This is a genomic window from Pseudophaeobacter flagellatus, assembly GCF_021228235.1.
Lineage (GTDB): Bacteria > Pseudomonadota > Alphaproteobacteria > Rhodobacterales > Rhodobacteraceae > Pseudophaeobacter > Pseudophaeobacter flagellatus.
In genome coordinates, this window is sequence record NZ_JAJQRG010000003.1 from 270,439 (window position 1) to 293,522 (window position 23,084).

General features: G+C 59.2%; 18 protein-coding genes. 10 read left to right on the forward strand and 8 right to left on the reverse strand.

Annotation, left to right across the window (positions count from 1 at the left end; all coding sequences use genetic code 11):
• Positions 1–335: 335 nt before the first annotated feature.
• Positions 336–1,526, reverse strand: coding sequence for a phosphoglycerate kinase (locus LRK71_RS07705; protein ID WP_232402352.1), 1,191 nt, complete (start codon positions 1,524–1,526; stop codon positions 336–338).
• Positions 1,527–1,663: 137 nt separating this feature from the next.
• On the opposite strand from LRK71_RS07705, the gene LRK71_RS07710 reads away from it, so the two are divergent.
• Positions 1,664–2,170: a peptidylprolyl isomerase gene (locus LRK71_RS07710; RefSeq protein WP_232402354.1), complete on the forward strand. Its 507-nt coding sequence runs from the start codon at positions 1,664–1,666 to the stop codon at positions 2,168–2,170.
• Positions 2,163–2,711: a peptidylprolyl isomerase gene (locus LRK71_RS07715; RefSeq protein WP_232402356.1), complete on the forward strand. Its 549-nt coding sequence runs from the start codon at positions 2,163–2,165 to the stop codon at positions 2,709–2,711. Before LRK71_RS07710 ends, LRK71_RS07715 begins: the two co-directional genes overlap by 8 nt.
• Before the next feature lie 165 nt (positions 2,712–2,876).
• Here the strand turns inward: LRK71_RS07715 and LRK71_RS07720 are convergent, their stop codons facing one another.
• The 5 genes from LRK71_RS07720 to LRK71_RS07740 all read right to left on the reverse strand — a co-directional run bounded on the left by LRK71_RS07720 (position 2,877) and on the right by LRK71_RS07740 (position 8,164).
• Positions 2,877–4,325: a calcium-binding protein gene (locus LRK71_RS07720; RefSeq protein WP_232402359.1), complete on the reverse strand. Its 1,449-nt coding sequence runs from the start codon at positions 4,323–4,325 to the stop codon at positions 2,877–2,879.
• 193 nt (positions 4,326–4,518) lie between these two features.
• Positions 4,519–5,079, reverse strand: coding sequence for a bactofilin family protein (locus LRK71_RS07725; RefSeq protein WP_232402360.1), 561 nt, complete (start codon positions 5,077–5,079; stop codon positions 4,519–4,521).
• Positions 5,069–6,400, reverse strand: a complete 1,332-nt coding sequence (locus LRK71_RS07730; protein WP_232402363.1) for a DUF5930 domain-containing protein — start codon at positions 6,398–6,400, stop codon at positions 5,069–5,071. Before LRK71_RS07730 ends, LRK71_RS07725 begins: the two co-directional genes overlap by 11 nt.
• 199 nt (positions 6,401–6,599) lie before the next feature.
• Positions 6,600–7,439: a ferritin-like domain-containing protein gene (locus LRK71_RS07735; protein WP_232402365.1), complete on the reverse strand. Its 840-nt coding sequence runs from the start codon at positions 7,437–7,439 to the stop codon at positions 6,600–6,602.
• Positions 7,440–7,702: 263 nt separating this feature from the next.
• Positions 7,703–8,164 (reverse strand): peroxiredoxin, encoded by a 462-nt coding sequence (locus LRK71_RS07740; RefSeq protein ID WP_232402366.1) that lies wholly within the window; start codon positions 8,162–8,164, stop codon positions 7,703–7,705.
• 150 nt (positions 8,165–8,314) lie between these two features.
• Between LRK71_RS07740 and LRK71_RS07745 the strand changes: the two genes are divergently transcribed.
• The 4 genes from LRK71_RS07745 (at position 8,315) to LRK71_RS07760 (ending at position 14,976) form a co-directional block, all read left to right on the forward strand.
• The gene (locus tag LRK71_RS07745) at positions 8,315–11,641 is read left to right on the forward strand and encodes a DUF3971 domain-containing protein (protein ID WP_232402368.1); all 3,327 of its coding nucleotides are present in this window, start codon (positions 8,315–8,317) and stop codon (positions 11,639–11,641) included.
• A 74-nt stretch (positions 11,642–11,715) separates the two neighbouring features.
• A complete protein-coding gene (gene queA, locus LRK71_RS07750; protein ID WP_232402370.1) occupies positions 11,716–12,786 on the forward strand; it encodes a tRNA preQ1(34) S-adenosylmethionine ribosyltransferase-isomerase QueA in 1,071 nt (356 codons plus the stop codon).
• 194 nt (positions 12,787–12,980) lie between these two features.
• Positions 12,981–14,255 (forward strand): MFS transporter, encoded by a 1,275-nt coding sequence (locus LRK71_RS07755; RefSeq protein ID WP_232402371.1) that lies wholly within the window; start codon positions 12,981–12,983, stop codon positions 14,253–14,255.
• A gap of 139 nt (positions 14,256–14,394) precedes the next feature.
• A complete protein-coding gene (locus LRK71_RS07760) occupies positions 14,395–14,976 on the forward strand; it encodes a DUF924 family protein (protein WP_232402373.1) in 582 nt (193 codons plus the stop codon).
• A 122-nt stretch (positions 14,977–15,098) separates the two neighbouring features.
• Here the strand turns inward: LRK71_RS07760 and LRK71_RS07765 are convergent, their stop codons facing one another.
• Positions 15,099–15,530 (reverse strand): hypothetical protein, encoded by a 432-nt coding sequence (locus LRK71_RS07765; RefSeq protein WP_232402375.1) that lies wholly within the window; start codon positions 15,528–15,530, stop codon positions 15,099–15,101.
• Between the two features lie 228 nt (positions 15,531–15,758).
• On the opposite strand from LRK71_RS07765, the gene lpdA reads away from it, so the two are divergent.
• The 3 genes from lpdA (at position 15,759) to uvrA (ending at position 21,679) form a co-directional block, all read left to right on the forward strand.
• Positions 15,759–17,165: a dihydrolipoyl dehydrogenase gene (lpdA, locus tag LRK71_RS07770; protein WP_232402377.1), complete on the forward strand. Its 1,407-nt coding sequence runs from the start codon at positions 15,759–15,761 to the stop codon at positions 17,163–17,165.
• 282 nt (positions 17,166–17,447) lie between these two features.
• Positions 17,448–18,626, forward strand: a complete 1,179-nt coding sequence (locus tag LRK71_RS07775) for an MFS transporter (RefSeq protein WP_232402380.1) — start codon at positions 17,448–17,450, stop codon at positions 18,624–18,626.
• A 194-nt stretch (positions 18,627–18,820) separates the two neighbouring features.
• The gene (uvrA, locus tag LRK71_RS07780) at positions 18,821–21,679 is read left to right on the forward strand and encodes an excinuclease ABC subunit UvrA (protein ID WP_232402382.1); all 2,859 of its coding nucleotides are present in this window, start codon (positions 18,821–18,823) and stop codon (positions 21,677–21,679) included.
• Between the two features lie 63 nt (positions 21,680–21,742).
• Here uvrA and LRK71_RS07785 read toward each other — a convergent pair whose 3' ends face one another.
• Positions 21,743–22,180, reverse strand: coding sequence for an excinuclease ABC subunit A (locus tag LRK71_RS07785; protein ID WP_232402384.1), 438 nt, complete (start codon positions 22,178–22,180; stop codon positions 21,743–21,745).
• A 126-nt stretch (positions 22,181–22,306) separates the two neighbouring features.
• On the opposite strand from LRK71_RS07785, the gene LRK71_RS07790 reads away from it, so the two are divergent.
• Positions 22,307–23,080 carry a helix-turn-helix domain-containing protein gene (locus tag LRK71_RS07790; RefSeq protein WP_232402386.1) on the forward strand — a complete coding sequence of 258 codons (774 nt, stop codon included), beginning with the start codon at positions 22,307–22,309 and terminating at the stop codon, positions 23,078–23,080.
• The last annotated feature ends 4 nt before the right edge of the window (positions 23,081–23,084 follow it).

A 23,084-nucleotide genomic window follows, 5' to 3' on the forward strand; every position in this document is an offset into this window, starting at 1 on the left:
TATGTTACTGCTCAAGTCTGTGTTGGGCCGGTTATTCCCGCCTCTGCAATCTTTATGGCACAAGTGATTCGGTTTGTGAATCCCCTTTTATCCACAAGGGGATAGAAAATTTGCCGTTAATGATTTGTTAAGAGGTGGGGCGGCCAACCCTGAATGCGGGATGGCCTGACCTGTCCGTGGCATCCCAGCAGAACTTATCACCGCTGCCTGCGGTCAATCGCATAGCTAGGGGCCATAGCTAGGGGGCCATATCTAACAGTGTGGTGGCAGGGCGCTGGGGGTGGAAAGGGGCCATTTCACGCAATCGATGGCCCCAGTTGTTGCCCCACTCGGGCCTAGCTCTCCAGGGCTGCGACGCCGGGCAGCACCTTGCCTTCCATCCATTCCAGAAAGGCACCACCTGCGGTGGAGATATAGGTAAAGTCTGCCGCCGCCCCAGAGGCATTCAGCGCGGCAACGGTATCGCCACCACCTGCCACAGCAACCAGGGCACCAGCCCGCGCCAGCTCGGCCGCCTTCAGCGCAGCAGCATTGGTTGCGGCATCAAAGGGCTCCAGCTCAAAGGCCCCCAGCGGGCCGTTCCAGATCAGGGTTTTGCTCTGCTCAAAAATCGAGGTGATGGTTTTGACGCTGTCGGGGCCTGCATCCAGGATCATGCCCGCTTCGGGGCATTGGTCCACCGGCAGTGTCTGGTGTGGCGCATGGGTGGCAAATTTTTCAGCGACGACAATATCGCTGGGCAGGATGATCTTGCAGCCCTTGGCCTTGGCTTTGGCAAGAATTTGCAGCGCAGTCTCTGTCATCTGATGTTCGGCAAGCGAGTTGCCAACCGCCACGCCCTTGGCCACCAGAAAGGTATTGGCCATGCCGCCGCCGATGATCAGATAATCCACCTGCTCTACCAGGTTGCCCAGCAGTTCCAGTTTGGTCGAGACTTTGGCACCACCAACCACGGCAGTGACGGGGCGCTTTGGCGCCCCCAGGGCGCTTTCCAGTGCTTGCAGTTCAGCCTGCATCAGCCGTCCGGCACAGGCGGGCAGCAACCGTGCCAGCGCCTCGGTAGAGCTATGGGCGCGATGGGCTGCGGAAAAGGCGTCGTTGCAGTAGATATCGCCCAGCTCTGCCATGCCAGCGGCGAGCTTCGGGTCGTTCTTGGTCTCGCCGGGGTGAAAGCGGGTATTTTCCAGCAGCAGCACTTCGCCGGGCTGCTGTGCCTTGACGGCGTCACGGGCGGCGGGACCGATGCAATCAGTCGCAAAATGCACCTTGGTTTCAAAGGCGCGCTCCAGCGTCGGCACCAGCTGGTTCAGCGACAGGCTGTCACGACGTTCGCCTGCCGGGCGGCCAAAATGCGCCAGCAGGATCGGGCGGCCTCCAGCGGCAAGAATGTCGCGCACGGTGGGGGCGATGCGGCGGATCCGGGTGGAATCGGTCACCACGCCATCAACCAATGGGACGTTGATGTCCACGCGCACCAGTACGCCTTTGCCAGCCAGGTCCATGTCGTCCAGTGTTTTCCAGCCCATGAGAGGCTCCTCTGTGCAGATATTACGGGATTTTGCCCCGTTGTTTCAGCGCTTTTCAGCCATCAGTCAATGCTCCCTTGGCAATTGCGGGCGCTCGGCTTAACTATCGTTGCAAATTTTACCGACAGGAGGGCCCCATGGCCGAGATCAAAGATCCAGAAAACACCGTCATCGTCGAGCTGAAAGACGGCAATGTTGTCATCGAACTGCTGGCGGACGTGGCTCCAAAACATGCCGCACGCATGAAGGAACTGGCCCGCGCTGGTGAATATGACAATGTTTGTTTCCACCGTGTTATCGATGGTTTCATGGCGCAGACCGGCGATGTTGCCCATGGCGATATGGAAGATGGTTTCAACCTGCGCATGGCGGGCACTGGTGGGTCCGAGCACCCGAATCTGCCAGCCGAATTTTCCAGCCTGCCGCATGACCGTGGCACCCTGGGTGCTGCCCGTTCCGCCAACCCGGATTCGGCCAACTCGCAGTTCTTCATCAACTTCAAGGATAACCATTTCCTCAACGGTCAGTATACCGTCTATGGCCGGGTGATCGAGGGCATGGAGCACGTCGACGCCATCACCAAGGGAGAGCCGCCCGCGAATCCCGATCGGATGATCAGCGTCAAGGTGGCTGCCGATGTTTAAGCTGGCCGCGGTTTTTTCCCTGGTTGCCAGCTCGGCGCTGGCCTCGGGGCTGGAAATTCAGATCGAGGGCGAAGGCGCCAACGGTCTGGTGAAAATCGACCTGTTTGAGGACCTCGCCCCCAAGCATGTGGAGCAGATCACCGCCCTTGCCTCTGAGGGCAAGTATGATGGCGTGGTGTTCCACCGTGTTATCGATGGCTTTATGGCGCAGACCGGTGATGTCGAATTCGGCAAGATGGGCGGCGACATGGGGCGTGCCGGCATGGGCGGGTCCGACCGTCCTGATCTGCCTGCCGAATTCTCCGATCGGCCCTTTGATCGCGGCGTTGTTGGCATGGCGCGCTCGCAGAACCCCAATAGCGCCAACTCGCAGTTCTTCATCATGTTCAAGCCCGGGCATTTCCTCAACGGTCAATACACCGTTGTCGGCACCGTGACCGAGGGCATGGATATTGTCGATACGATCAAGCTGGGCGCAGGGGCCAATGGCGCAGTTGTTGGCAAGCCCGATGTGATGGTGAAGGTGACCGCCACCGAGTGATGGCAAAACCACCGGCCCGGCCCAGCGTCTAGCTGGGGCAGGTGGTACGCAATGACAAAGCCGCGCCAGGATTTCCTTGGCGCGGCTTTCATTTTGGGGTTCCCCGGCACCTCAGCCACCTTTGGCGCGGATCGCCGCGCATGGGGCTGGCCTGTCAGGCCAGGATCACAGCAGGAAGTTATCGGCGTCTTGCAGTTGTGCCAGGGTCATGTCTTCAACCAGAATTGTCACATCAGAGAAAGAGACAAGAACGTCATCGCCCTGCTGTGCAAAATCCAACTGCTTGAACCAAGATGCACCGCGGCCGATGACAATCTTGTCCTGGCCGAGTTCAAAGTCGGAAATGGTGTCATTTCCGTGCCCGCTGCGGAAGACAAAGAGATCAGCGCCAGCGCCCCCGGACAGCAGATCATCGCCGAGATGGCCGTTCAGCGTATCATCGCCATTGCCACCAAACAGCTGATCCTGGCCATCGCCGCCAACAAGGACATCTTTGTCGGTGCCGCCGAACAGCCAGTCATCCCCCTGGTCGCCAAATAGCGTATCCTTGCCGCCGCCAGCCAATAGCCGGTCGGTGCCCTCGTTGCCGAACAACTTGTCATTGCCTGCGCCGGCCTGAAGCCGGTCGTTGCCATAGCCGCCTTTCAGGGTGTCGTTGCCACCGTCCCCCCAAAGCTTATCCCGGCCGCCGCCGCCATTGAGGAAATCACTGCCAGAACCGGCCTTCAGTTGGTCAGCCCCCTGGCCGCCAAACAGCCTATCCGTGCCATCGCCACCCAGAAGCCAGTCGTGGCCAGCGCCGCCATCGAGAGAATCGTCGCCCTGATTGCCAAACAGCACATCATTGCCCTGACCACCTTCCAGGGTGTCGTAGCCATTCCCGCCAATCAATCGGTCAGTGCCGTCATCGCCATGCAACAGATCAGCACCGCTGCCCCCCTGGATACTGTCATCGCCTGTCCCGCCGGATACGGTATCTTTGCCTGCCCCGGCAAAGATGAGATCGTCGGCGGTCAACGATTGCTGATCACCGGTCAGGGTGTTCGCATAGGAGGTGCCGGTTTGAACAGCGACGGTTTTGTCCTCGAATTTCAACAGCTCAACCGAATAGAGCAAATCAAGGCCATCAGCCGAATCCACCTGGATCAGCGATCCCACCTGCGAGATATCTGCATCGGCATATCTGTCGGCAATAAGAACCTGGTCTGTGCCCGTGCCGCCGTCGATGCTGTCATTGCCGGTGCATGCGTCGATGGTGTCGTTGCCGCCGTAGGTTCTAAACACACTGCCCGTCATCATGTTGGAGATAATGCTGTCGTCGCCATAAAACATGGAGCTGCTGCCCAGCGAATCCAGCTGCGTGAAGCGAAGGGAAAAATCAGAGATAGTGTATTTGGTCGTACCGTATTCGCTGACTGAAACCGAAGTGAAGGTCCACAGGTAATGGCTGCTCGAGGAAAAGTTCCCCCGCAGCGTCATCGCCGCGCCATTGCTGCCGGTGATGATCAGCGTGGTTGTGCTTTGGTAGGCCAGGACGGGATTGGCAAAATCATCGCTGTTGAGAAAATCTGCTGTCCAATTGCCGCTAGGGTCATTTATGACGAACTTTGTCATATCTGTAATCTCCAAATTTCAAAGAATTTTACGCAAAATTATTGGGATGTTCTTAGCACCTGGATGGATAATGTAAAGGTCAACTGCCGCCTTGGGTTGTGCTGTCGCAGGCACAAAAAAGGCACCGAAGAGCGCTTCGGTGCCTTTGATTTCTATTATATCGTCTCTGTGTCAGAGCCGGTCGCGCCTTGGCTTAGCCTTCGGCTTTGACGGCGCTTGTGGCGGCCTTGACAGCGGCAGATGGGGCGGCTGGCGCTGCAGTTGGAGCTGCAGCGGTGCCGACGGGCATTGCCTTTTTGCCACCGGGGGTCAGCGGGTCATCCTGACGTTGGACCGAGCCTTCAAAATGGGCGCCGCTTTCAATTGCGATGGTCTTGTGGATGATGTCGCCTTCGACGCGGGCAGTGGCAGTCAGACGTACCTTCAGGCCACGGACACGGCCAACAACGCGGCCATTGACCACAACGTCATCGGCAACAACTTCGCCCTTGATGGTGGCGGTTTCGCCAACCGTCAGCAAATGGGCGCGGATATCACCTTCGACGGTGCCTTCAACCTGGATATCGCCAGAGGTTTTCAGGTTACCTGCGATATGCAGATCCGAGCTAAGCAGCGACGCAGGCGGTTTTGCCTTTGGCGCTGCGGGCTTGTAATCGCCGGAGGGCGCAGCAGGCGCGGCAGCGGAAGGTGCTGCTGTTGGAGTAGCTTCGGCCTGCTTTGGTCCGGGCTCGTTGATTTTGCTCTTAGAAAACATTTCTTGCAGCCTTGATATAGATCATCGGGTTTACGGGTTTGCCATTGACCCTTACCTCATAGTGGAGGTGGGTCCCGGTGGACCGTCCGGTGTTACCCATATCAGCAATGTGATCCCCGCGCGAGACCCTTTGGCCAACCTTGACGCGCAGATTTGAGTTATGAGCGTATTTCGTCTCAATCCCAAAGGCATGCTGAATGGTAACAAGTTTGCCATAGCCGGATTGCCAGCCCGCGTGGGTGACTGTGCCATCGGCTGTGGCGTAGATATCTGTGCCGGTTCTGCCAGCAAAATCAGATCCTTTATGCAGGCGGCGGCCACCGGTCTTGGGGTCGCGACGATAGCCAAAGCCGGAAGACCGGCGTACCAGTCCCAAATTCACCGGGTTGGCAAAGGGGGCCTGCTGGGCCGCCATGCGATAGAGGTTCAACTGGTCCAACTGATCAAGAATCTTGTTGGCGCGCAACTCCTCCGCGGAGGGTTCTTCACCGCGGGTGGACAGGGCTAAAGGGGTAAGCGGACCGCCCTGACCGCTATAGCCGCGCCGGACCTGCTCCAGAATGCGATCTGGTGGCATGCCTGCGTTTCTGAACATCTTGTCCAGAGGGGTGACAGAGACGGTCACCGCCTCTTCCAATTGGCGGAAAATCTGGTCATTGCGCTCATTGAGCAGCTCCAGCTCCAGCTCTATTTCGTCGCGCTGTTCCAGGGCGGCCCTGGCATCGGCTTCGATCTGGTCGCGCTCATTGGCGGTTTCGGACAGTACCGTCGACAGGAAATCCATTTGCAAAGGTGTGGCGCCCGCCACCAGTGGTGTGACGCCCTCTGCCTCGGCATTCTGGCGCAGAGCGGCCAGTTCGGCGCGGGTATTGTCGCGCTGGATCATGGTCTGGCGTAGGGTGGTTTGGATCACTTCGATCCCGGTTTCCAATTCCTGGCGCCGAGTTTCAGAGGTGAGCAGTTCCGACTGCATCAGCGAGATCTGCGCCAGAGCGGCGTTAAAACGCTCCTGGGCTGCGAGGGCCTCTTCGGCGCGGCTGTCGCGTTCGCCTGAAATATCATTCAACCGGGCGCGATAGGTCATCTGATCGCGCTTGGCCTGTTCACGGAAGTTTCCAGATCCGATACTGTCCATCAAGACAATAGCCGTGGCGACAATCGACCAGGCGACAAACAGGACCATGCCAAGGGTGGCAATCAGCTGGGTTTCCGGTCGAAGCCGCACAAAGCGGGTATCTGCATCCGATTTCAAAAACACCCGGCGTTCCGGAAACCGATGTTCCAGAAACGAGTGTATCTTTATAGCCAGACGTGTGCGCACGCGCTGATCCTTGTTCCATCCCAATTGACCAGAGCGACCATCATCCCCGTGCGGTCGTCCTGTGGGCGAAATCTTTAGCCATCACTGGCGCTTTGAGCAAGGGTGATGGGGGAATTCCGCCACCGCGCTGCATCTGCCGTCCCCCGGGCGCGGGATTGCACCGACTTTGGGCGGATTGCCGCCAGCAAGGCCCGCAGCATCAGATGCCGGTAATGGGCTTCACCTGATCGGCCAGCGGCCAGTAGAAATCAGGTGGGAGACCGGCATCGGCGCGCTTTTCCTCGTTGAAGGGCGGCTTTAGCGGGCTGTGGAAGTAGCGTTTCACCAGTTCGTGAAAGACGCCTTTCGGGTCCAGGTTGTCACGGCCACACAGAAAATAGAACCATTTGGAGCCATAGGCCACATGGCTGACTTCTTCGGAATAGATCACCTCCAGCGCCTCTACTGCCTGGGTCAGCTTGGCCTGGCGAAAGATCTTGATCATGCCGGGGGTGACGTCCAGACCGCGCGCTTCCAGCACCATGGGCACCACCGCAAGGCGGGCCATCAGATCCTCGGCGGTGTCTTCGGCGGCTTTCCACATGCCCTGATGGGCCGGTAGGGCACCATAGTGGCTGCCCAGGTTTTCCAGGCAGTCGCACATCAGGCCAAAATGTTTCGATTCTTCGTCCGCCGCCTTGACCCAGTCATCAAAAAAACCAATCGGCATAGGCACATGGGAAAAGCGTGCAATGATGTCCCAGTGCAGATCAACCGCGTTCAACTCGATATGGGCAACCGCATGCAGTAGCGCAATACGGCCGGCCTCGCTGCCGGGTTTGCGCTTGGGCACATCGCGCGGGCTGAGCAATTCCGGCCGGTCCGGCCGGGCGGGATGCAGCGGTGGCGTGGCTGTGCCAATCTCGATGGCGCAGGGGCTGTGGCTGCGCGCGTCGCGCCAGGCGGCGGCATGGCGCCGCGACAGGGCGGTCTTTTCCTTACCATCGGCGGTGGTCAGCACCTGGGTGGCCATCTGAGCGAGGCTGAGCGGAGCAGTCATGCGGGATCCTTACAGAGAACCGGAGGGAAAGGCGGGGGCAGGATCAGGGACCCTCCAAAGCGAAGGCTTCAGAGCCCCCCATCACCTGATCAGCCCCTGCCATTTCCGCAGCCCCGTCGCAAGAGAAATAGCCGTCTCCCCAAAGGGGCCCCTCGGCGATTTATCTGGCTTTGTGGCCGCAGAAATGGCTGATCGGGGCCAGGTGACGGGCGGCTCCGAAGCGAAGCTTGGCCCGGCAGCCGCAGCCCCGGTTGCAGGGCGGACTACAGTGCCTTGGCGGCGGCAAGCACCTCTTCGACATGGCCGTCGACTTTGACTTTGCGCCAGACGCGGGCGATTTTGCCTTCTGCGTCGATCAGGAAGGTCGAGCGCTCGATGCCCCAGTGTTTCTTGCCGTACATGTTTTTTTCTTTCCAGACGCCATAGTCTTCGCAGGTGCTGTGATCGGCATCCGATAGCAAGGGTGTGGTCAGCGCGTGTTTGGCGATGAATTTTTCATGTTTGGAAATCGGATCCTTGGAAATGCCAAACACCTGGGCGCCCGCATCGGCAAAGGCTTGCAGATGGGCTGAAAACCCGATGGATTCTTTGGTGCAGCCCGGAGTATCATCGCGGGGGTAGAAAAACAGAACAACCACCGAGCCTTGCATCTGCGCAAGAGAGCATTCGCCACCGCCATCGCGGGGCAGGGTGAAAAGCGGGGCCGGATCATGAGTGTCGAGCATTTTGTTTGTCTCCAAAACGGGTTGGCAAGGTCTGCCTGTCACAAATAGGCCATCACGGGCAAAGGATAAACAGCGATCGAACCAGAGGCGGAAAACACCGACCTTGGCACGCCAGATGCGTCGCAAGCGGCAGAAGAGACCCAAAGGCAGGTGGCGCAACGGCGACGCTGGCACTGGCGGCTTTTGCGGTGGGCTATTCGGCTGGTTGTGGTTCTGTGTTTTCTGGCTGCCGGGGCGATCTATTTTGGCGTCGGCACCAAGATGCAGGCTCCGAATTGGCTGCGCCAACGGGTAGAGGCCCGGCTGGAACAGAACCTGAATGGACTGCAGCTGGAGTTTGGCGAGCTTAATTTTGTGATCAATCACGGTTGGCGGCCCCGGTTGGGCCTGCGTGACGTGGTTCTGCGCGGTCTGGATGGCAGCCCAATTCTGCAGCTGGCGGATGCCGAGATTTCCATCGCCATGCGGCCGCTTCTTCGGGCGCGACTGCGGCCGAAGAGGATATATTTCAATGGATTATATGCCAATCTGCGCCGTGAATCGGACAGTATCGCGCTGAGTTTCGCCGAAGGGGGGTCGCCACTGCGCAAAGCGGAGAGCCTGCCGAAACTGATTGAACAATGGGACAGCCAGTTCCAGCTACCGCAGCTTTCTGCCTTGGTTGATGTGACAATCGAAGGCGTGACGCTGCGCTATGAGGATGCCCGGCTTGGCCGCGTCTGGATCATGGATGGCGGCCAGGTGGGGTTTGAACGGCAGGATGAGACCCTGACCATTTCAGCCGGCTTTTCGGTGCTGAGTGGTCGCCAGGATGTTGGGGTGGTCGAGGCCAGCTATACCTCGGAGATTGGCGAAGTTGCTGCCCAGTTTGGTATTCTGGTTAGTGACATCGCCAGCGAGGATATTGCGGTGCAGGCGCCGGCGCTTGGCTGGTTGCAGGTGCTGCGCGCGGCGATTTCCGGCTCACTGCGTGGTGGTGTTGGCGGTGATGGCGCGCTGCTGCCGCTTTCGGCGATTTTGCAGATTGGCGAGGGGGTGATCCAGCCCTCACCGCAGACACTGCCGATCCCGATTCACGGGGCGCATAGCTATTTCACCTATTACCCGCAGGATCAGCGCTTGCAGTTTGACGAGCTGAAGGTCAGCAGCGGCTGGGGTTCTGGCACAATGGAGGGTCAGGCAGATCTGGCTGGGATACGCGACGGGCGGCTGACCGATCTGGTGGGGCAATTGCGCTTTCGCGACCTGACCCTGAACCCAGCCGGGCTTTACCCGACGCCGCAGGTCTTTGCCGGGGTAACGGCCGATTTTCACCTGCAGCCAGCGCCCTTTCGCTTTCAGCTGGGCGAAATGCTGGTCGAGCACGAGGGTCGTCAGATCCACCTGAACGGCGATATCAAGACCGGAGAGGACGGCTGGGATTATGCTCTGAATGCCCGATCAGATCTGCTGGATCTGGCCCAGGTGAAATCGCTCTGGCCTGCGGGGGCGGCGGAAAAGCCCCGGCGTTGGGTGCTGCAGAATGTGGCCCAGGCCCAGGCGCAGGCGGTGAACTTTGCCCTGCGCGGCAAGGGGCGGGACAGGCCCTTTGTGGCGCTGGACGCGAATTTTGCCGGGGCAGAGGTCAAGTTTCAGAAACATCTGCCTCCGGTGCAGGATGCGGCAGGGCATTTCAGCCTTTATGGCAACCGGATGGTCATCGTAGCCCGCAAAGGCACGGTGACGGCGGATGAAGGGGGCTCTGTCTCGGTGGCGGGTACCTCTTTCATTATTCCGGATACGACTGTTAAGGACGGCACACCGGGAATTGCGCGAGTGGTGGCGCAGGGGTCTGTCACGGCGGGGTTGTCGCTGCTGAATCGGCCGCCACTGGCCATTATGGACAAGGCCGAATTGCCGGTCGATCTGGCGGCGGGGCAGGTCAATGTCGTGGGCACTCTGGCGTTGCCGCTGAAGCCGAATGTGGCACCGGAAGAGATTATCTATCACTATACTGGGGTGGTTCGCGATGTGCGCAGTACCGTTCTGGTGCCCGGACAAGAGGTCGAGGCGCAGCGTCTGGATTTGCGCGGCGATCAAGGCCAGGTGTCGCTATCGGGCGCGGGCAGGCTTTCGGGCGTGCCGCTGACAGCCCATTGGCGACAGGCAGTGGGCCAGGATGCCAGTCGCGCCAGTCAGGTCACTGGCCGGGTCGAGATCAGCGCCGCTGCGCTTGCGACCTTTGAAATCGGTCTGCCCGATGGCACCGTTGCCGGGCAGGGACAGGGAGACTACCAACTGGATCTGGCCCCGGATCAGCCACCAAAGTTGCAGCTGTCTTCGGATCTGGCCGGGCTTGATCTGCGGATCGCGCCGATCAGTTGGCGCAAGGCACCGCCCGCGACGGGCAGGTTGGATTTGGAAGCAACACTGTCATCGCCGACCAAGGTGGATCGGCTGTCGCTTTCTGCGCCGGGACTGGCGGCGCAGGGTCAGGTCAGCGTCACGCCAGGCGGCGGGCTGGACCGCGCCAGCTTTTCCTCGGTGACTGTGGGCAATTGGCTACGGGGGACAGTGCAGTTTGTCGGGCGGAGCAATGGCCAGGCAGATTTGCAGGTGACGAGTGGCACGCTGGACCTGCAAAAAGCACCGTTTTCGGCAGAAAGTGGCCGCAGCTCTGGGGCCGGTGCGACAACTGGGCCGATCACCATGCGGCTGGATCGCCTGCAGGTCACCGAGAGCATTGCCCTTACCGGGTTTGAGGGGCGGTTCTCTACCAATGGCGGGGTCAACGGACAGTTCACCGGGCGGCTCAACGGGGCACCGATGGTTTCGGGGGTGGTGGTGCCGCAGGGGGGGGGCATTTCCACGCGAATCCGGTCACAGGATGCGGGCGGGGTGTTTCAGGCGGCGGGCATTCTGCGCCATGGCCGGGGCGGCAGTTTTGACATGACCCTGGTGCCAGCCTCGGTGGCGGGCGAATATGACGGCGAGATCAAGATCCAGAATACCCGGATCAAGAATGCACCATCAATGGCTGCCCTGTTGAATGCGATTAGCGTGATTGGCCTGCTGGATGAGCTCTCTGGCGGGGGGATTCTGTTCACTGGGGTCGAGGCCAAGTTCCGCCTGGGGTCTACCCATCTGACCCTGCATGAGAGCAGCGCCGTCGGACCGTCCATGGGGATCTCGATGGATGGAATCTATGATCTGCGGAACGGCGCCCTGGATATGCGGGGGGTGATTTCGCCGATCTACCTGATCAATGCCATCGGGCGCGTGGTGGCGCGCAAGGGCGAGGGGCTGTTTGGCTTTGCCTTCAAGCTGAAAGGCAGCGCGGATGACCCGAGTGTCAGCGTCAACCCGCTGTCCGCCTTGGCCCCGGGGATTGTCCGAGACATTTTTCGTGGCAAGGCGCCGACGGTGCCGGGCGCCCCGGTGGAAGAGCGCACGCCAGATCCGCCGTACCGCCCCAGCAACAGCGGGGGTGAGCGCTAGGCCGGTGGAATTTTCTGCGCTCGGTGCCGACCTGGGCCATGGTCAAGGCGGGTGAAACCTCGTAAAGGGGCGCCATGAAACTGAGCGATTTTGACTTTGACCTGCCTGATGATCTGGTAGCCACCCGCCCGGCAAGCCCGCGCAGCGCGGCCCGCTTGCTGGTGGCCACGCCAAACCAGCTGCAGGATGCCCATGTCGGCGACCTTGTCGATCTGTTGCAGAGCGGCGATCGGCTGGTGTTGAATGACACCCGCGTCATCCCGGCGCGGCTGTCAGGTTTGCGCCACCGAGACACCGCACAGGGCAAGACCGCCGCCAAGATCGAGGTGACACTGCTGGACCCCAAGCCGGATGGCAGCTGGTCAGCGCTGCTCAAACCCTTGAAAAAGATCAAACCGGGCGAAGAGCTGGTGTTTTCCGATTCCCTGACAGCAGAGCTGGTGCGGGTCGAAGACGGCCAGGGGGTGCTGCGGTTTAATCTGGCAGGGGATGATTTTGATCAGGCGTTGAACGCGGCTGGTGCCATGCCGTTGCCGCCCTATATCGCTGCCAAACGCGCAGCCGATGATCGGGATAAAGAGGATTACCAGACGATCTGGGCCCGGCATGCGGGTGCGGTGGCTGCGCCAACCGCCTCTTTGCATTTTGACGCCCCGCTGCTGGCGGCCCTGGCGGCCAAGGGCGTCACCTTTACCTATGTGACGCTGCATGTGGGGGCGGGGACCTTTCTGCCGGTCAAGGTGGAGGATGTGACACGCCACAAGATGCACGCGGAATGGGGCCGTGTCAGCCCCGAGGCCGCCGCCGAGATTGCCGCCACCAAGGCAGCAGGGGGGCGCGTCATTCCGGTGGGGACCACGGCGCTGCGGCTGATCGAAAGTGCAGCGCGCTCTGGCGAGATTGCGGCCTGGGAGGGGGAGACCGATATCTTTATCTACCCCGGTTTCACCTTTCATGTGGCAGATGCGCTGATGACGAATTTTCACCTGCCAAAATCCACGCTGTTGATGCTGATCTCTGCGCTGATGGGGGCCGAGCGGGTGCGCGAAATTTATGATCACGCGGTGAGAAATCGCTATCGTTTCTTTTCTTATGGCGACGGGTCGCTTTTGCTACCGCAAAAGACGAATACGTCGCAGAATTAGCGTCAATCCTGCTAGACAAGCTCAGGCAGTATGCGTTCTGATCCCGCCGAGGGTTCTGGTATGCGACACCAATCCTGAAAATTGAACAGTCCCTCTGCAGATCAGGGGACTTTGGGTCAGAAATAACAGGCGGGCTGAGACTGCTGGACCATTGTGGCCTGCGGTTTGTTCCCGTCGGTAAAGGAGTTACCGAGATGCTGCAGGTTTTGTCGAGCGCATGGGCGCTGCTGTTGGGCATGGGCATGTTGATGATTGGCAATGGCATGCAGGGCACAATTCTGGGTGTGCGCGGCGCCATGGAAGGCTTTTCCACCCTGCAGATGTCTTTTGTGATGTCCGCTTATTTTGTCGGCTTTCTGGGGGGCTCGCGCTTGGCGCCGGAAATGATCCGCCGGGTTGGTCATGTGCGGGTCTTTGCGGCGCTGGCCTCGCTGATTTCCGCGGTGATGATCCTGTATCCGGCGGTGGCCAACCCCATTGCCTGGATGCTGGGCCGCGCCCTGATCGGGTTTTGCTTTTCGGGCGTGTATGTCACGGCTGAAAGCTGGCTGAACAATGCGGCGGACAATGCCAACCGGGGCAAAGCGCTGTCTCTATATATGATTGTGCAGACGGTTGGCATCGTGACGGCCCAGGCGCTGATGCTGGTGGGCGATCCCGCAGGCTATGAAACCTTCGTGATCGCTTCGGTGGTGATCTCGGTTTCTTTTGCGCCGATTTTGCTGTCGATCTCGCCCACGCCGGCCTTTGACACCACCAAACCGATGTCGCTGCGTGCCCTGATGAACGCTTCGCCTTTGGGGTGTGTGGGGATGTTCCTTCTGGGGGGCGTATTCTCGGCGCAATTTGGCATGAGCGCGGTCTACGCGGCCGAGGCGGGGCTAAGCCTGTCCCAGATCTCGATCTTTATCGCTACCTTTTATATTGGTGCGATTGTGCTGCAATATCCGCTGGGCTGGATGTCTGACTGGATGGATCGCCGGGTTCTTGTTCTGGCGGCTTCGGCTCTTGGTGGTGGCGCTGCACTTATAGGGGTGGTCATGGGCGGCGAGTACAGATTTTTGCTTGTTGCCGCCTTCTTTATCGGTGGGATGTCCAACCCGCTGTATTCGCTGTTGATCGCCCATACCAACGACTACCTGGAGCACGACGATATGGCGGCAGCCTCTGGCGGGCTTGTCTTTATCAACGGGCTGGGGGCCATTGCCGGGCCGGTGATCACCGGGTGGATCATGAGCGACGCGATCTTTGGCCCTCCGGGATATTTCCTGTTCATGGCGGTCTTGCTGGGGGCACTGGCATGCTACGCGCTTTATCGTACCACGCAGCGCGCCGCGATTCCTTCGGATGAAACCGGGATTATGGCACCAATGTCGTTGACTGGTTCTCCTGTTGCGGTGGAATTCGCGCAGGAATACGCCATCGAAACCGACATAGAGGAGCAAGAAGCCGCCATTGAGGCGGGGTGATTGCGCTAACCTTTTGGCTTTGTGAGTAATATTTCAACAAATGGCCCTGTGTGTTACAATTAGTGACCCAGGGTCACTTGCAAATCACCCGTAAAATGGTCTGAAGTTGTATTCAGTATTAATACGTGGAGATGGCACAATGCAGGGCCCCGAAGAGATCCTCAAATTCTGGTTGGATGAGGTCGGTGAAGATGGCTGGTATCTGAGCGATGAAGCCTTGGATAACACTATTCGAGAGCGGTTCAAAGACACCTGGGAGGCAGGCTGTCGCGGCAAATTCTCTCTCTGGTTGACCTATCCCACTGGCACCTTGGCTTACATCATCTTGATGGATCAGTTTTCGCGCAACATGTTCCGCGGTTCCAAAGAGGCGTTCCATTCCGATCGCATAGCGCTCTGTGCTGCCAAGAATGCGATCAATCGCAAATGGGATATGAAGATCGACGAACCCGCGCGCCAGTTTTTCTATATGCCCTTGATGCATTCGGAAAATCTGTGCGATCAGGAACGTTGCGTGCGCTTGATGAAAGAGCGGATGCCACAGACGGGTGCGAAAAACATGCTGCATGCGCGGGCGCACCGCGAAGTGATCCGCCTGTTTGGGCGCTTTCCCTTCCGCAACGCGGCCCTGTTGCGCCACAGTACGCCCCCCGAAATCGATTACGAGAGCGCAGGCGGCTACCGCTCTATCGTGCGCGAGCTAGAGGCAGCAGTTAATTGAGATAAGGCCAAGCCCCCGGTGAGGTCTAGTGCCTCTCCGGGGGGCCGTTTGCTACCGAGGCGCTGCGGGCAGGAAGTTCGCCTTCCGGTTGTCATGTTCCGGCCTGTCGCATTCTCGTCAATCTAGTTCTTGTCACTCTGGCTTTCATCAGCTTGGTCGCCACGCAGTGGCAACCAACGAGAGATCTTCTCTGACAGCTCTTGTACTGCGGTCTCAATCGCGATGCTGACCACCTCGCCGGGCAATTGTTTCAGGGACTGGATTTCCAGCTTTAGGGCCGCCAGCTCTTCTTCTAGCTGCGCAAGCCCGATCCGCATTTCGCTGCTGTCGGGGGGGTCCGCCCGGGAAATCTCTGCCGAGAGGGAGGCGAATTCTTCCGTCAATGCCTGGGCCTGCCTGTGCAGCGGTCGAAGGTTGCTGCTGATATCATTCAGGCGCTCGCTGACCTGTGCAACCGAAGATGACAGCTGCCAGCCAAGAAACAGGCAAAGCGCCAGCAGCAGCAGTGTTGCATTCAGCAGTGCCTTCAACAGATCAAAAAGTACCTTTGCCATGGCTTGGCCCCTTGCGATTCTAACGGAATTTACGGGTGGTCTCGGGGTGGATGGGACCCTATGATTTCCCTAATGTCAAAAGCTGCGAGCCGGACCTGGGCCTTTTCCTGTGCGATGTAGCATGGTTGAACCGCCATCCGATGGCGCCATACTGAGGGTTTGCAGTTTCTGCAAAAGTAGTTTAACGCTGAACTAGTTTATTTTTGATCCTTTTGTCGAGGGAATACCATGGCCGCACAAACCGCTGCACAAACCTATGACGTGATCGTAATTGGCGCCGGTCCGGGCGGCTATGTCGCTGCTATCCGGGCTGCTCAGCTGGGGCTGAAAACAGCCATTGTGGAACGTGAAAACCTTGGTGGTATCTGTTTGAACTGGGGCTGTATCCCTACCAAGGCGCTGCTGCGCTCCTCTGAGGTGTTTCACCTGATGCAGCGGGCCAAGGAATTTGGTCTGGGCGCCGAGAACATTACCTATGACTTGGACGCGGTGGTGAAACGGTCACGTGGAGTGGCAAAGCAGCTGTCCTCGGGCATTGGCCATCTGATGAAGAAGAACAAGATTACCGTGATCATGGGCGAGGCCACGGTGCCAGCCAAGGGCCGCGTCAGCGTCAAGACCGACAAGGATGTGCAAGAGCTTCAAGCCAAGAATATTATCCTGGCCACCGGTGCACGGGCACGGGAACTGCCCGGTCTGGAAGGCGACGGCGATCTGGTCTGGACTTACCGTGACGCGCTGGTGCCGCCGCGGATGCCAAAGAAGCTTCTGGTGATTGGATCCGGCGCAATTGGCATCGAATTTGCCAGTTTCTACAACACGCTGGGTGCCGATACCACGGTGGTTGAAGTGATGAACCGGGTGCTGCCGGTTGAGGACGCAGAGATTTCCGCCTTTGCCAAGAAGGCCTTTGTCAAACAGGGCATGAAGATCATGGAAAAAGCCATGGTCAAGCAGTTGGATCGCGGCAAGGGCAAAGTGACCGCCCATATCGAGACCGGCGGCAAGGTCGAAAAGATGGAATTCGACACCGTGATCTCGGCGGTGGGCATCGTCGGCAATGTCGAAGGTCTGGGCCTGGAGGCGCTTGGGGTCAAGATTGATCGCACCCATGTGGTGACGGATGCCTATTGCCGTACCGGGGTAGAAGGACTCTACGCCATTGGCGATATCGCCGGTGCCCCCTGGTTGGCGCATAAGGCCAGCCACGAAGGCGTCATGGTGGCGGACCTGATCGCAGGCAAACATGCCCATCCCGTCAAACCCGAAAGCATCGCAGGCTGCACCTATTGCCAGCCTCAGGTGGCCAGTGTTGGCTACACAGAGGCGAAGGCAAAGGAGCTGGGCTATGACATCAAGGTTGGCCGCTTTCCCTTTATCGGCAACGGCAAGGCCATCGCCTTGGGCGAGGCAGAAGGGCTGGTCAAAACCGTATTTGACGCCAAGACCGGAGAGCTGCTTGGCGCGCATATGGTGGGGGCTGAAGTCACCGAGCTGATTCAGGGCTATGTGGTGGGCCGCCAGCTGGAAACCACTGAAGAAGACCTGATGAACACAGTCTTCCCACATCCCACCCTAAGCGAAATGATGCACGAAAGCGTGCTTGAGGCCTTTGACCGGGCCATTCATATCTAAGGGGCAGCCAGCGGGCGCCGCGCAGGCCGCCCGGTATTTCTGACCGCGTTTATAGAGACAGCGGCGCAAGGCCTGCCCCACGGCTGGGGCGGGCCTTGTTCTTTCTGGCTGCAATGTGACCCATAGGGCAACAACCGCCACGCGTGCGCATGGTCCCCTGCCAAAACTGCCCTGCCGTGTTGCAATCAAGGTATTTCGCAACTGGCACTTGCAAATCGTCCGGTCTAAGACTGGTCGTGAAAGACGCGGGCATGCGCTGCTGTTGCGTCGCAAGGGGGCCGGATGGAAGTGCAGACAGGAACACGCTGGCCTTTGGTTGTTGCGATCTGGGCGGCTGGTCTGGGCGTTGCGGCGCAATATGGCAAGATCAGTGTGATCTTTGACCGCATGGCCGAACTCTACCCCGATGTGGGGGCGTGGATCAGCTTTTCGGTGTCTTTTGTCGGCATTGTCGGCATTATCCTTGGCCTGGTGGCGGGGCTGTTTGTCAGCTCTATTGGCTATCGGCGCAGCCTGGTCTGGTCGCTGTGGCTGGGGGCGGCGATGTCGGCCCTGCAGGCGCTGCATCTGCCTTACGGGCTGTTTCTTTTCTCTCGGCTGATCGAAGGGCTATCACATCTGGGCGTCGTCGTGGCCGGGCCAACGCTGATGGCGGCGATCAGTGCGCCGCAGCATCGCGGTTTTGTCATGTCCTTGTGGAGCACATTTTTTTCCGTCTCCTTTTCCCTGTTGATCTGGTTTGGCCTGCCGCTGGTGGCGCGCTTTGGGGTGGTTTCGCTTTTTGTCGCCCATGCCCTGGTGATGGCCGGGCTGGCACTGTGGCTAAACCGCGCCATGCGTGATGTGCCAGTGCCGCCGCGCCAGCCTTTTCCAGCACTTATGGCGCTGCCACGGTTGCATCTACCGGTGTACCGCTCTGCCTGGCAGGTCGCACCGGCAGCGGGCTGGCTCTTTTATACCTGCTGCTTTGTCGCCATTTTGACGGTGATCCCGCCCTATATTCTGCCGGAGCAGCGCGCTGCTGTGCTGATGGCGATGCCCCTGGCCAGTATTGCAACCTCGATGACGCTGGGGGTCTATCTGTTGCGCCTGATGACGGCGGTGAAGGTGGCCCAATTGGGGTTTCTACTGGCGGCGGGCGGGGTGCTCTGGCTGGCGAGCGCGCCGGGGGCCCCACTGGCCTGCCTGGCGTTGTCGGCGGCGCTGGGTCTGGTGCAGGGGGGCTCTTTTGCGGCAGTCCCGCAGTTAAACGAAGGAGACGGTGACCGTGCCCAATCCAACGGGGCCATGGCCCAGGCGGGTAATCTGGGAAATTCCATTGGCACGCCGCTGATGGTTCTGGCGCTGTCCCTTGCCGGGATGCCGGGCCTGGTCACTGTGTTGCTGGTGCTGCTGTTGGGGGGCTTTCTGGTGCATCAGATCCTGGCTTGGCGGCGCAGCGCTGCCACCAGGGCGATTTGATCGCGACATTTCGCGCGCGCGGCTAAGGCGACTAGGGCAGGGCCCCATATTTGGCGGATCTGCTGTCAAAACTCGGCATATGTTCCTTCAATGTTCTCATTTTCCTGTTGGAGTCTTGCGCCGCATTGCCTATCTGTAGGGCGAAGACTGGCGTGGCAGGTTTGCGCGACCAGGGTATTGGGCACGAGGGCACTATGGCTGAGTTGAAATCCATCGAGGTACGCGGCGCGCGCGAACATAATCTCAAGAATATCGATGTGGATATTCCGCGTGATGAACTGGTGGTGATCACCGGCCTGTCGGGATCTGGCAAATCCTCGCTTGCCTTTGATACCATCTATGCCGAAGGCCAACGCCGCTATGTCGAAAGCCTGTCGGCCTATGCGCGCCAGTTCCTGGATATGATGGAAAAGCCCGATGTGGACCATATCAGCGGGCTGTCTCCAGCGATTTCGATCGAGCAAAAGACCACCTCAAAAAATCCGCGCTCCACTGTCGGCACGGTGACCGAGATCTACGACTATCTGCGCCTGTTGTTTGCCCGTGCTGGCACCCCCTATAGCCCCGCCACCGGCGAACCGATCGAGGCCCAGCAGGTGCAAGACATGGTCGACCGGGTGATGATGCTAGAGGAGGGGACACGGGGCTTCCTGCTTGCGCCTATCGTGCGCGACCGCAAGGGTGAGTATAAGAAAGAGTTCCTGGAACTGCGCAAACAGGGCTTTCAGCGGGTCAAGGTGGACGGAGAATTCTACGAGCTGGACGAGCCGCCAACCCTGGATAAGAAATTTCGCCACGATATCGATGTGGTGGTCGACCGGCTGGTGGTGCGAGAAGGCCTGGAGACCCGGCTGGCGGATTCCTTGCGCACCGCGCTGGATCTGGCCGATGGCATTGCCATTCTGGAAACGGCCCCGCGCGAAGGCGATCCCGAACGGCTGACCTTCAGCGAGAATTTTGCCTGCCCGGTCAGCGGCTTTACCATCCCCGAAATCGAACCCCGGCTGTTTTCCTTTAACGCGCCCTTTGGCGCCTGCACTGTCTGCGATGGGCTGGGGGTCGAGCTGTTCTTTGACGAACGTCTGGTGGTTCCGGACCAAAGCCTGAAAATCTATGATGGTGCCCTGGCGCCCTGGCGGAAAGGCAAATCTCCCTATTTCCTGCAAACCATCGAATCCATCGCCAAACACTATGAGTTTGACAAGAACACCCAGTGGAAAGACCTGTCCCCCGAGGTGCAGCAGGTGTTCCTGCGCGGCTCTGGCGCGGAAGAAATCCCGTTCCGCTATGACGAAGGGGGCCGCGTTTACGAGGTGACCCGCGTTTTTGAAGGGGTCATTCCCAATATGGAACGGCGCTACCGGGAAACCGATAGCAATTGGATCCGTGAAGAATTTGAACGCTACCAGAACAACCGCCCCTGTGGTGCCTGCGCGGGCTACCGACTGCGCGAAGAGGCGCTGGCGGTCAAGATCGCCGGGCTGCATGTGGGGCAGGTGGTACAGAAATCCATCCGCGAGGCGCTGGCCTGGATCGAGGATGTGCCCAACCATCTGAGCAAACAGAAACAAGAGATCGCCCGCGCCATTGTCAAAGAGATCCGCGAGCGCCTTGGCTTTCTTAACAATGTCGGTCTGGAATACCTGACCCTGTCGCGCGCCAGTGGCACCCTGTCGGGCGGTGAAAGCCAGCGGATCCGGCTGGCCAGCCAGATTGGTTCGGGTCTGACCGGGGTGCTTTATGTGCTGGATGAACCCTCGATCGGGCTGCATCAACGTGACAATGACCGGCTGATAACCACCCTGAAAAATCTGCGCGATCAGGGCAATACGGTCATTGTGGTCGAACATGACGAAGACATGATCCGCCAGGCCGACTACGTTTTTGATATTGGTCCGGGCGCTGGGGTGCATGGCGGGCAGGTGGTCAGCCATGGTACCGCCGCCGAGGTGACAGCGGATGCGGCGTCAATTACCGGCCAGTATCTGGCCGGTGTGCGCGAAATTCCGGTTCCGGCCAAACGGCGCAAGGGCAACAAGAAAAAGCTGAAGGTGGTCAAGGCCAGTGGCAACAACCTGAAAGATGTCACCGCTGAATTCCCCTTGGGTAAGTTCCTCTGTGTGACGGGGGTGTCGGGCGGCGGGAAGTCGACCCTGACGATTGAAACCCTGTTCAAGACCGCATCAATGCGGTTGAATGGCGCGCGCCAGACCCCGGCCCCCTGCGAGAGCATCAAGGGGTTGGAGCATCTGGACAAGGTGATTGATATCGACCAGCGCGCCATTGGACGTACGCCGCGTTCAAACCCGGCAACCTATACCGGCGCCTTTACTCCGATCCGAGATTGGTTTGCCGGCCTGCCAGAGGCCAAGACTCGTGGCTATAAGCCGGGGCGCTTCAGCTTCAACGTCAAGGGCGGCCGCTGTGAGGCCTGCCAGGGCGATGGTGTCATCAAGATCGAGATGCATTTCTTGCCGGACGTCTATGTGGAATGCGAAACATGCAAGGGGGCGCGCTACAACCGGGAAACGCTAGAGGTGCGCTTCAAGGGCAAGAGCATTGCAGATGTGCTTGATATGACTGTCGAAGAGGCGCAGAGCTTCTTTCAGGCGGTGCCTTCTATCCGCGACAAGATGGATGCGCTGATGCGGGTTGGCCTTGGCTATATCAAGGTGGGCCAACAGGCCACCACCCTGTCCGGCGGCGAGGCGCAGCGGGTAAAATTGTCGAAAGAACTGTCAAAACGATCTACTGGCCGGACGCTTTATATCCTGGATGAGCCAACAACGGGGCTGCATTTTGAGGATGTGAAAAAGCTGCTGGAGGTTCTGCACGAATTGGTTGATCAGGGCAATTCGGTGGTGGTGATCGAACACAATCTGGATGTGATCAAAACCGCCGATTGGATCATTGATATCGGCCCCGAGGGCGGCGATGGCGGCGGCGAAATCGTTGCGGTTGGCACCCCGGAAACGGTTGCAAAAGAACCGCGTAGCCACACGGGTCATTATCTCAAGGAGATGCTGTCCTCTAAGAAACTGGCAGCTGAATAGCGCGGTCTGGCCGGGAATGCCCCGGCCAGCCGTCTTGATCATGATTACGGAAATTCCTTGAATTCAGCTTGTTAGCGCGCGTTGTGACTGCCGGTGTAGCAGAATTGGCAGCACAAAGAGCGCCAAGAACCCGGTATTGAGCACTACATTGAACCAGGCCCCAACTATGACAGAACCAAAGCTGTCGGGCAGGTACCATGTCCAGACCCCGATAAGGATAATGCGACCGCCAGTTGCCGGGTCTTGGGGGTAGATATCCTGCGCGATGCACCAGACCATCGCCCCAAGGCCAACCAGCAACCCGCCGGTGATTGCCGCCAGAACACGGCCGCTGTCGCTCGTCAGGGCTTGCTGCCCGTCCAGCGGGTAATGGACCAGATCAAAGAAGAGATCAAAAAAGCCCTGCAGAGGTGTGATCAGCGCCAATACCAAGGCCAGCCCAAAACACACCGAACCGAAAGCCGCGAGTTTGAGCGCGCTTATTGCCATTTCCTGTGTCATCGCGTCTCTCCAAATGGGATGGTTTGATGGTGACGGGGTCCATGACGTAAAACAATTACCTTAGAGGTAAGTGACTGCGTTACGGGCCTGATTTAGTAGTGTTGAAACGTGAAGAAGGGGGCAGCCATGGGCGGCTTTGGCGCGGTTCTGAAGGAATGGCGGCGTATTCGCCGTATGAGCCAGCTGGATCTGGCGCTTTCTGCCGGGGTGTCTGCCCGCCATGTTTCATTCCTGGAAACAGGGCGGTCGCGGGCCAGCCGGGATATGGTGCTGCGGTTGGGGCAGGAATTGCAGATGCCGCTAAGTGCACGCAATCAATTGCTTTTGGCAGCGGGACTTGCCCCCGCCTATGGTTCTGTCTCGCCGAACGCAGAGGCGCGTGCGCCGGTGCAACAGGCGGTGGACTGGGTGTTGCAACGCCATGCGCCCTATCCGGCCATCGTGATTGATGCCCATTGGGTCTTGCAGGCGATGAACCCGCCGGCGCAGGCGTTGATGGTGCGGGCTGGGCTGCAACAGGGTGATAGTCTGATTGATGCGCTGAGCGAAAATGAAACCCTGCGCGGGGCCTTGGTCAACTTGGAACAGATCGAAGCGCTGGCCCTGACGCGGCTGCGCAGTGAGCTTGCGCATCTGGGCAAGGACCCGGTGCTAGAGCGCGCGATTATACAGTTGCAACAGCGGGTTATGCCGCAGTCAACACCGGATACGGGCGAGCACCCCGCAGTGATTCCGGCCCATTATCGGCTAGACGGGTTGGAACTGAAGCTTTTTTCAACCCTGTCGCAGTTCACGACAGCGGGCGATCTGGCGATGTCTGAACTGCGCCTTGAACTTATGTTTCCCGCCGATCAGGACACGCAACAGCAGCTGCAGGCACTGTTTGGCGATCCTGGCTAGACTG

Excerpts from the sequence above, each read along its gene's own strand:
- LRK71_RS07705 (WP_232402352.1), bottom strand. The coding sequence starts at position 1,526 with ATGGGCTGGAAAACACTGGACGACATGGACCTGGCTGGCAAAGGCGTA.
- LRK71_RS07710 (WP_232402354.1), top strand. The coding sequence starts at position 1,664 with ATGGCCGAGATCAAAGATCCAGAAAACACCGTCATCGTCGAGCTGAAA.
- LRK71_RS07715 (WP_232402356.1), top strand. The coding sequence starts at position 2,163 with ATGTTTAAGCTGGCCGCGGTTTTTTCCCTGGTTGCCAGCTCGGCGCTG.
- LRK71_RS07720 (WP_232402359.1), bottom strand. The coding sequence starts at position 4,325 with ATGACAAAGTTCGTCATAAATGACCCTAGCGGCAATTGGACAGCAGAT.
- LRK71_RS07725 (WP_232402360.1), bottom strand. The coding sequence starts at position 5,079 with ATGTTTTCTAAGAGCAAAATCAACGAGCCCGGACCAAAGCAGGCCGAA.
- LRK71_RS07735 (WP_232402365.1), bottom strand. The coding sequence starts at position 7,439 with ATGACTGCTCCGCTCAGCCTCGCTCAGATGGCCACCCAGGTGCTGACC.
- LRK71_RS07740 (WP_232402366.1), bottom strand. The coding sequence starts at position 8,164 with ATGCTCGACACTCATGATCCGGCCCCGCTTTTCACCCTGCCCCGCGAT.
- queA (WP_232402370.1), top strand. The coding sequence starts at position 11,716 with ATGAAACTGAGCGATTTTGACTTTGACCTGCCTGATGATCTGGTAGCC.
- LRK71_RS07755 (WP_232402371.1), top strand. The coding sequence starts at position 12,981 with ATGCTGCAGGTTTTGTCGAGCGCATGGGCGCTGCTGTTGGGCATGGGC.
- LRK71_RS07760 (WP_232402373.1), top strand. The coding sequence starts at position 14,395 with ATGCAGGGCCCCGAAGAGATCCTCAAATTCTGGTTGGATGAGGTCGGT.
- LRK71_RS07765 (WP_232402375.1), bottom strand. The coding sequence starts at position 15,530 with ATGGCAAAGGTACTTTTTGATCTGTTGAAGGCACTGCTGAATGCAACA.
- lpdA (WP_232402377.1), top strand. The coding sequence starts at position 15,759 with ATGGCCGCACAAACCGCTGCACAAACCTATGACGTGATCGTAATTGGC.
- LRK71_RS07775 (WP_232402380.1), top strand. The coding sequence starts at position 17,448 with ATGGAAGTGCAGACAGGAACACGCTGGCCTTTGGTTGTTGCGATCTGG.
- uvrA (WP_232402382.1), top strand. The coding sequence starts at position 18,821 with ATGGCTGAGTTGAAATCCATCGAGGTACGCGGCGCGCGCGAACATAAT.
- LRK71_RS07785 (WP_232402384.1), bottom strand. The coding sequence starts at position 22,180 with ATGACACAGGAAATGGCAATAAGCGCGCTCAAACTCGCGGCTTTCGGT.
- LRK71_RS07790 (WP_232402386.1), top strand. The coding sequence starts at position 22,307 with ATGGGCGGCTTTGGCGCGGTTCTGAAGGAATGGCGGCGTATTCGCCGT.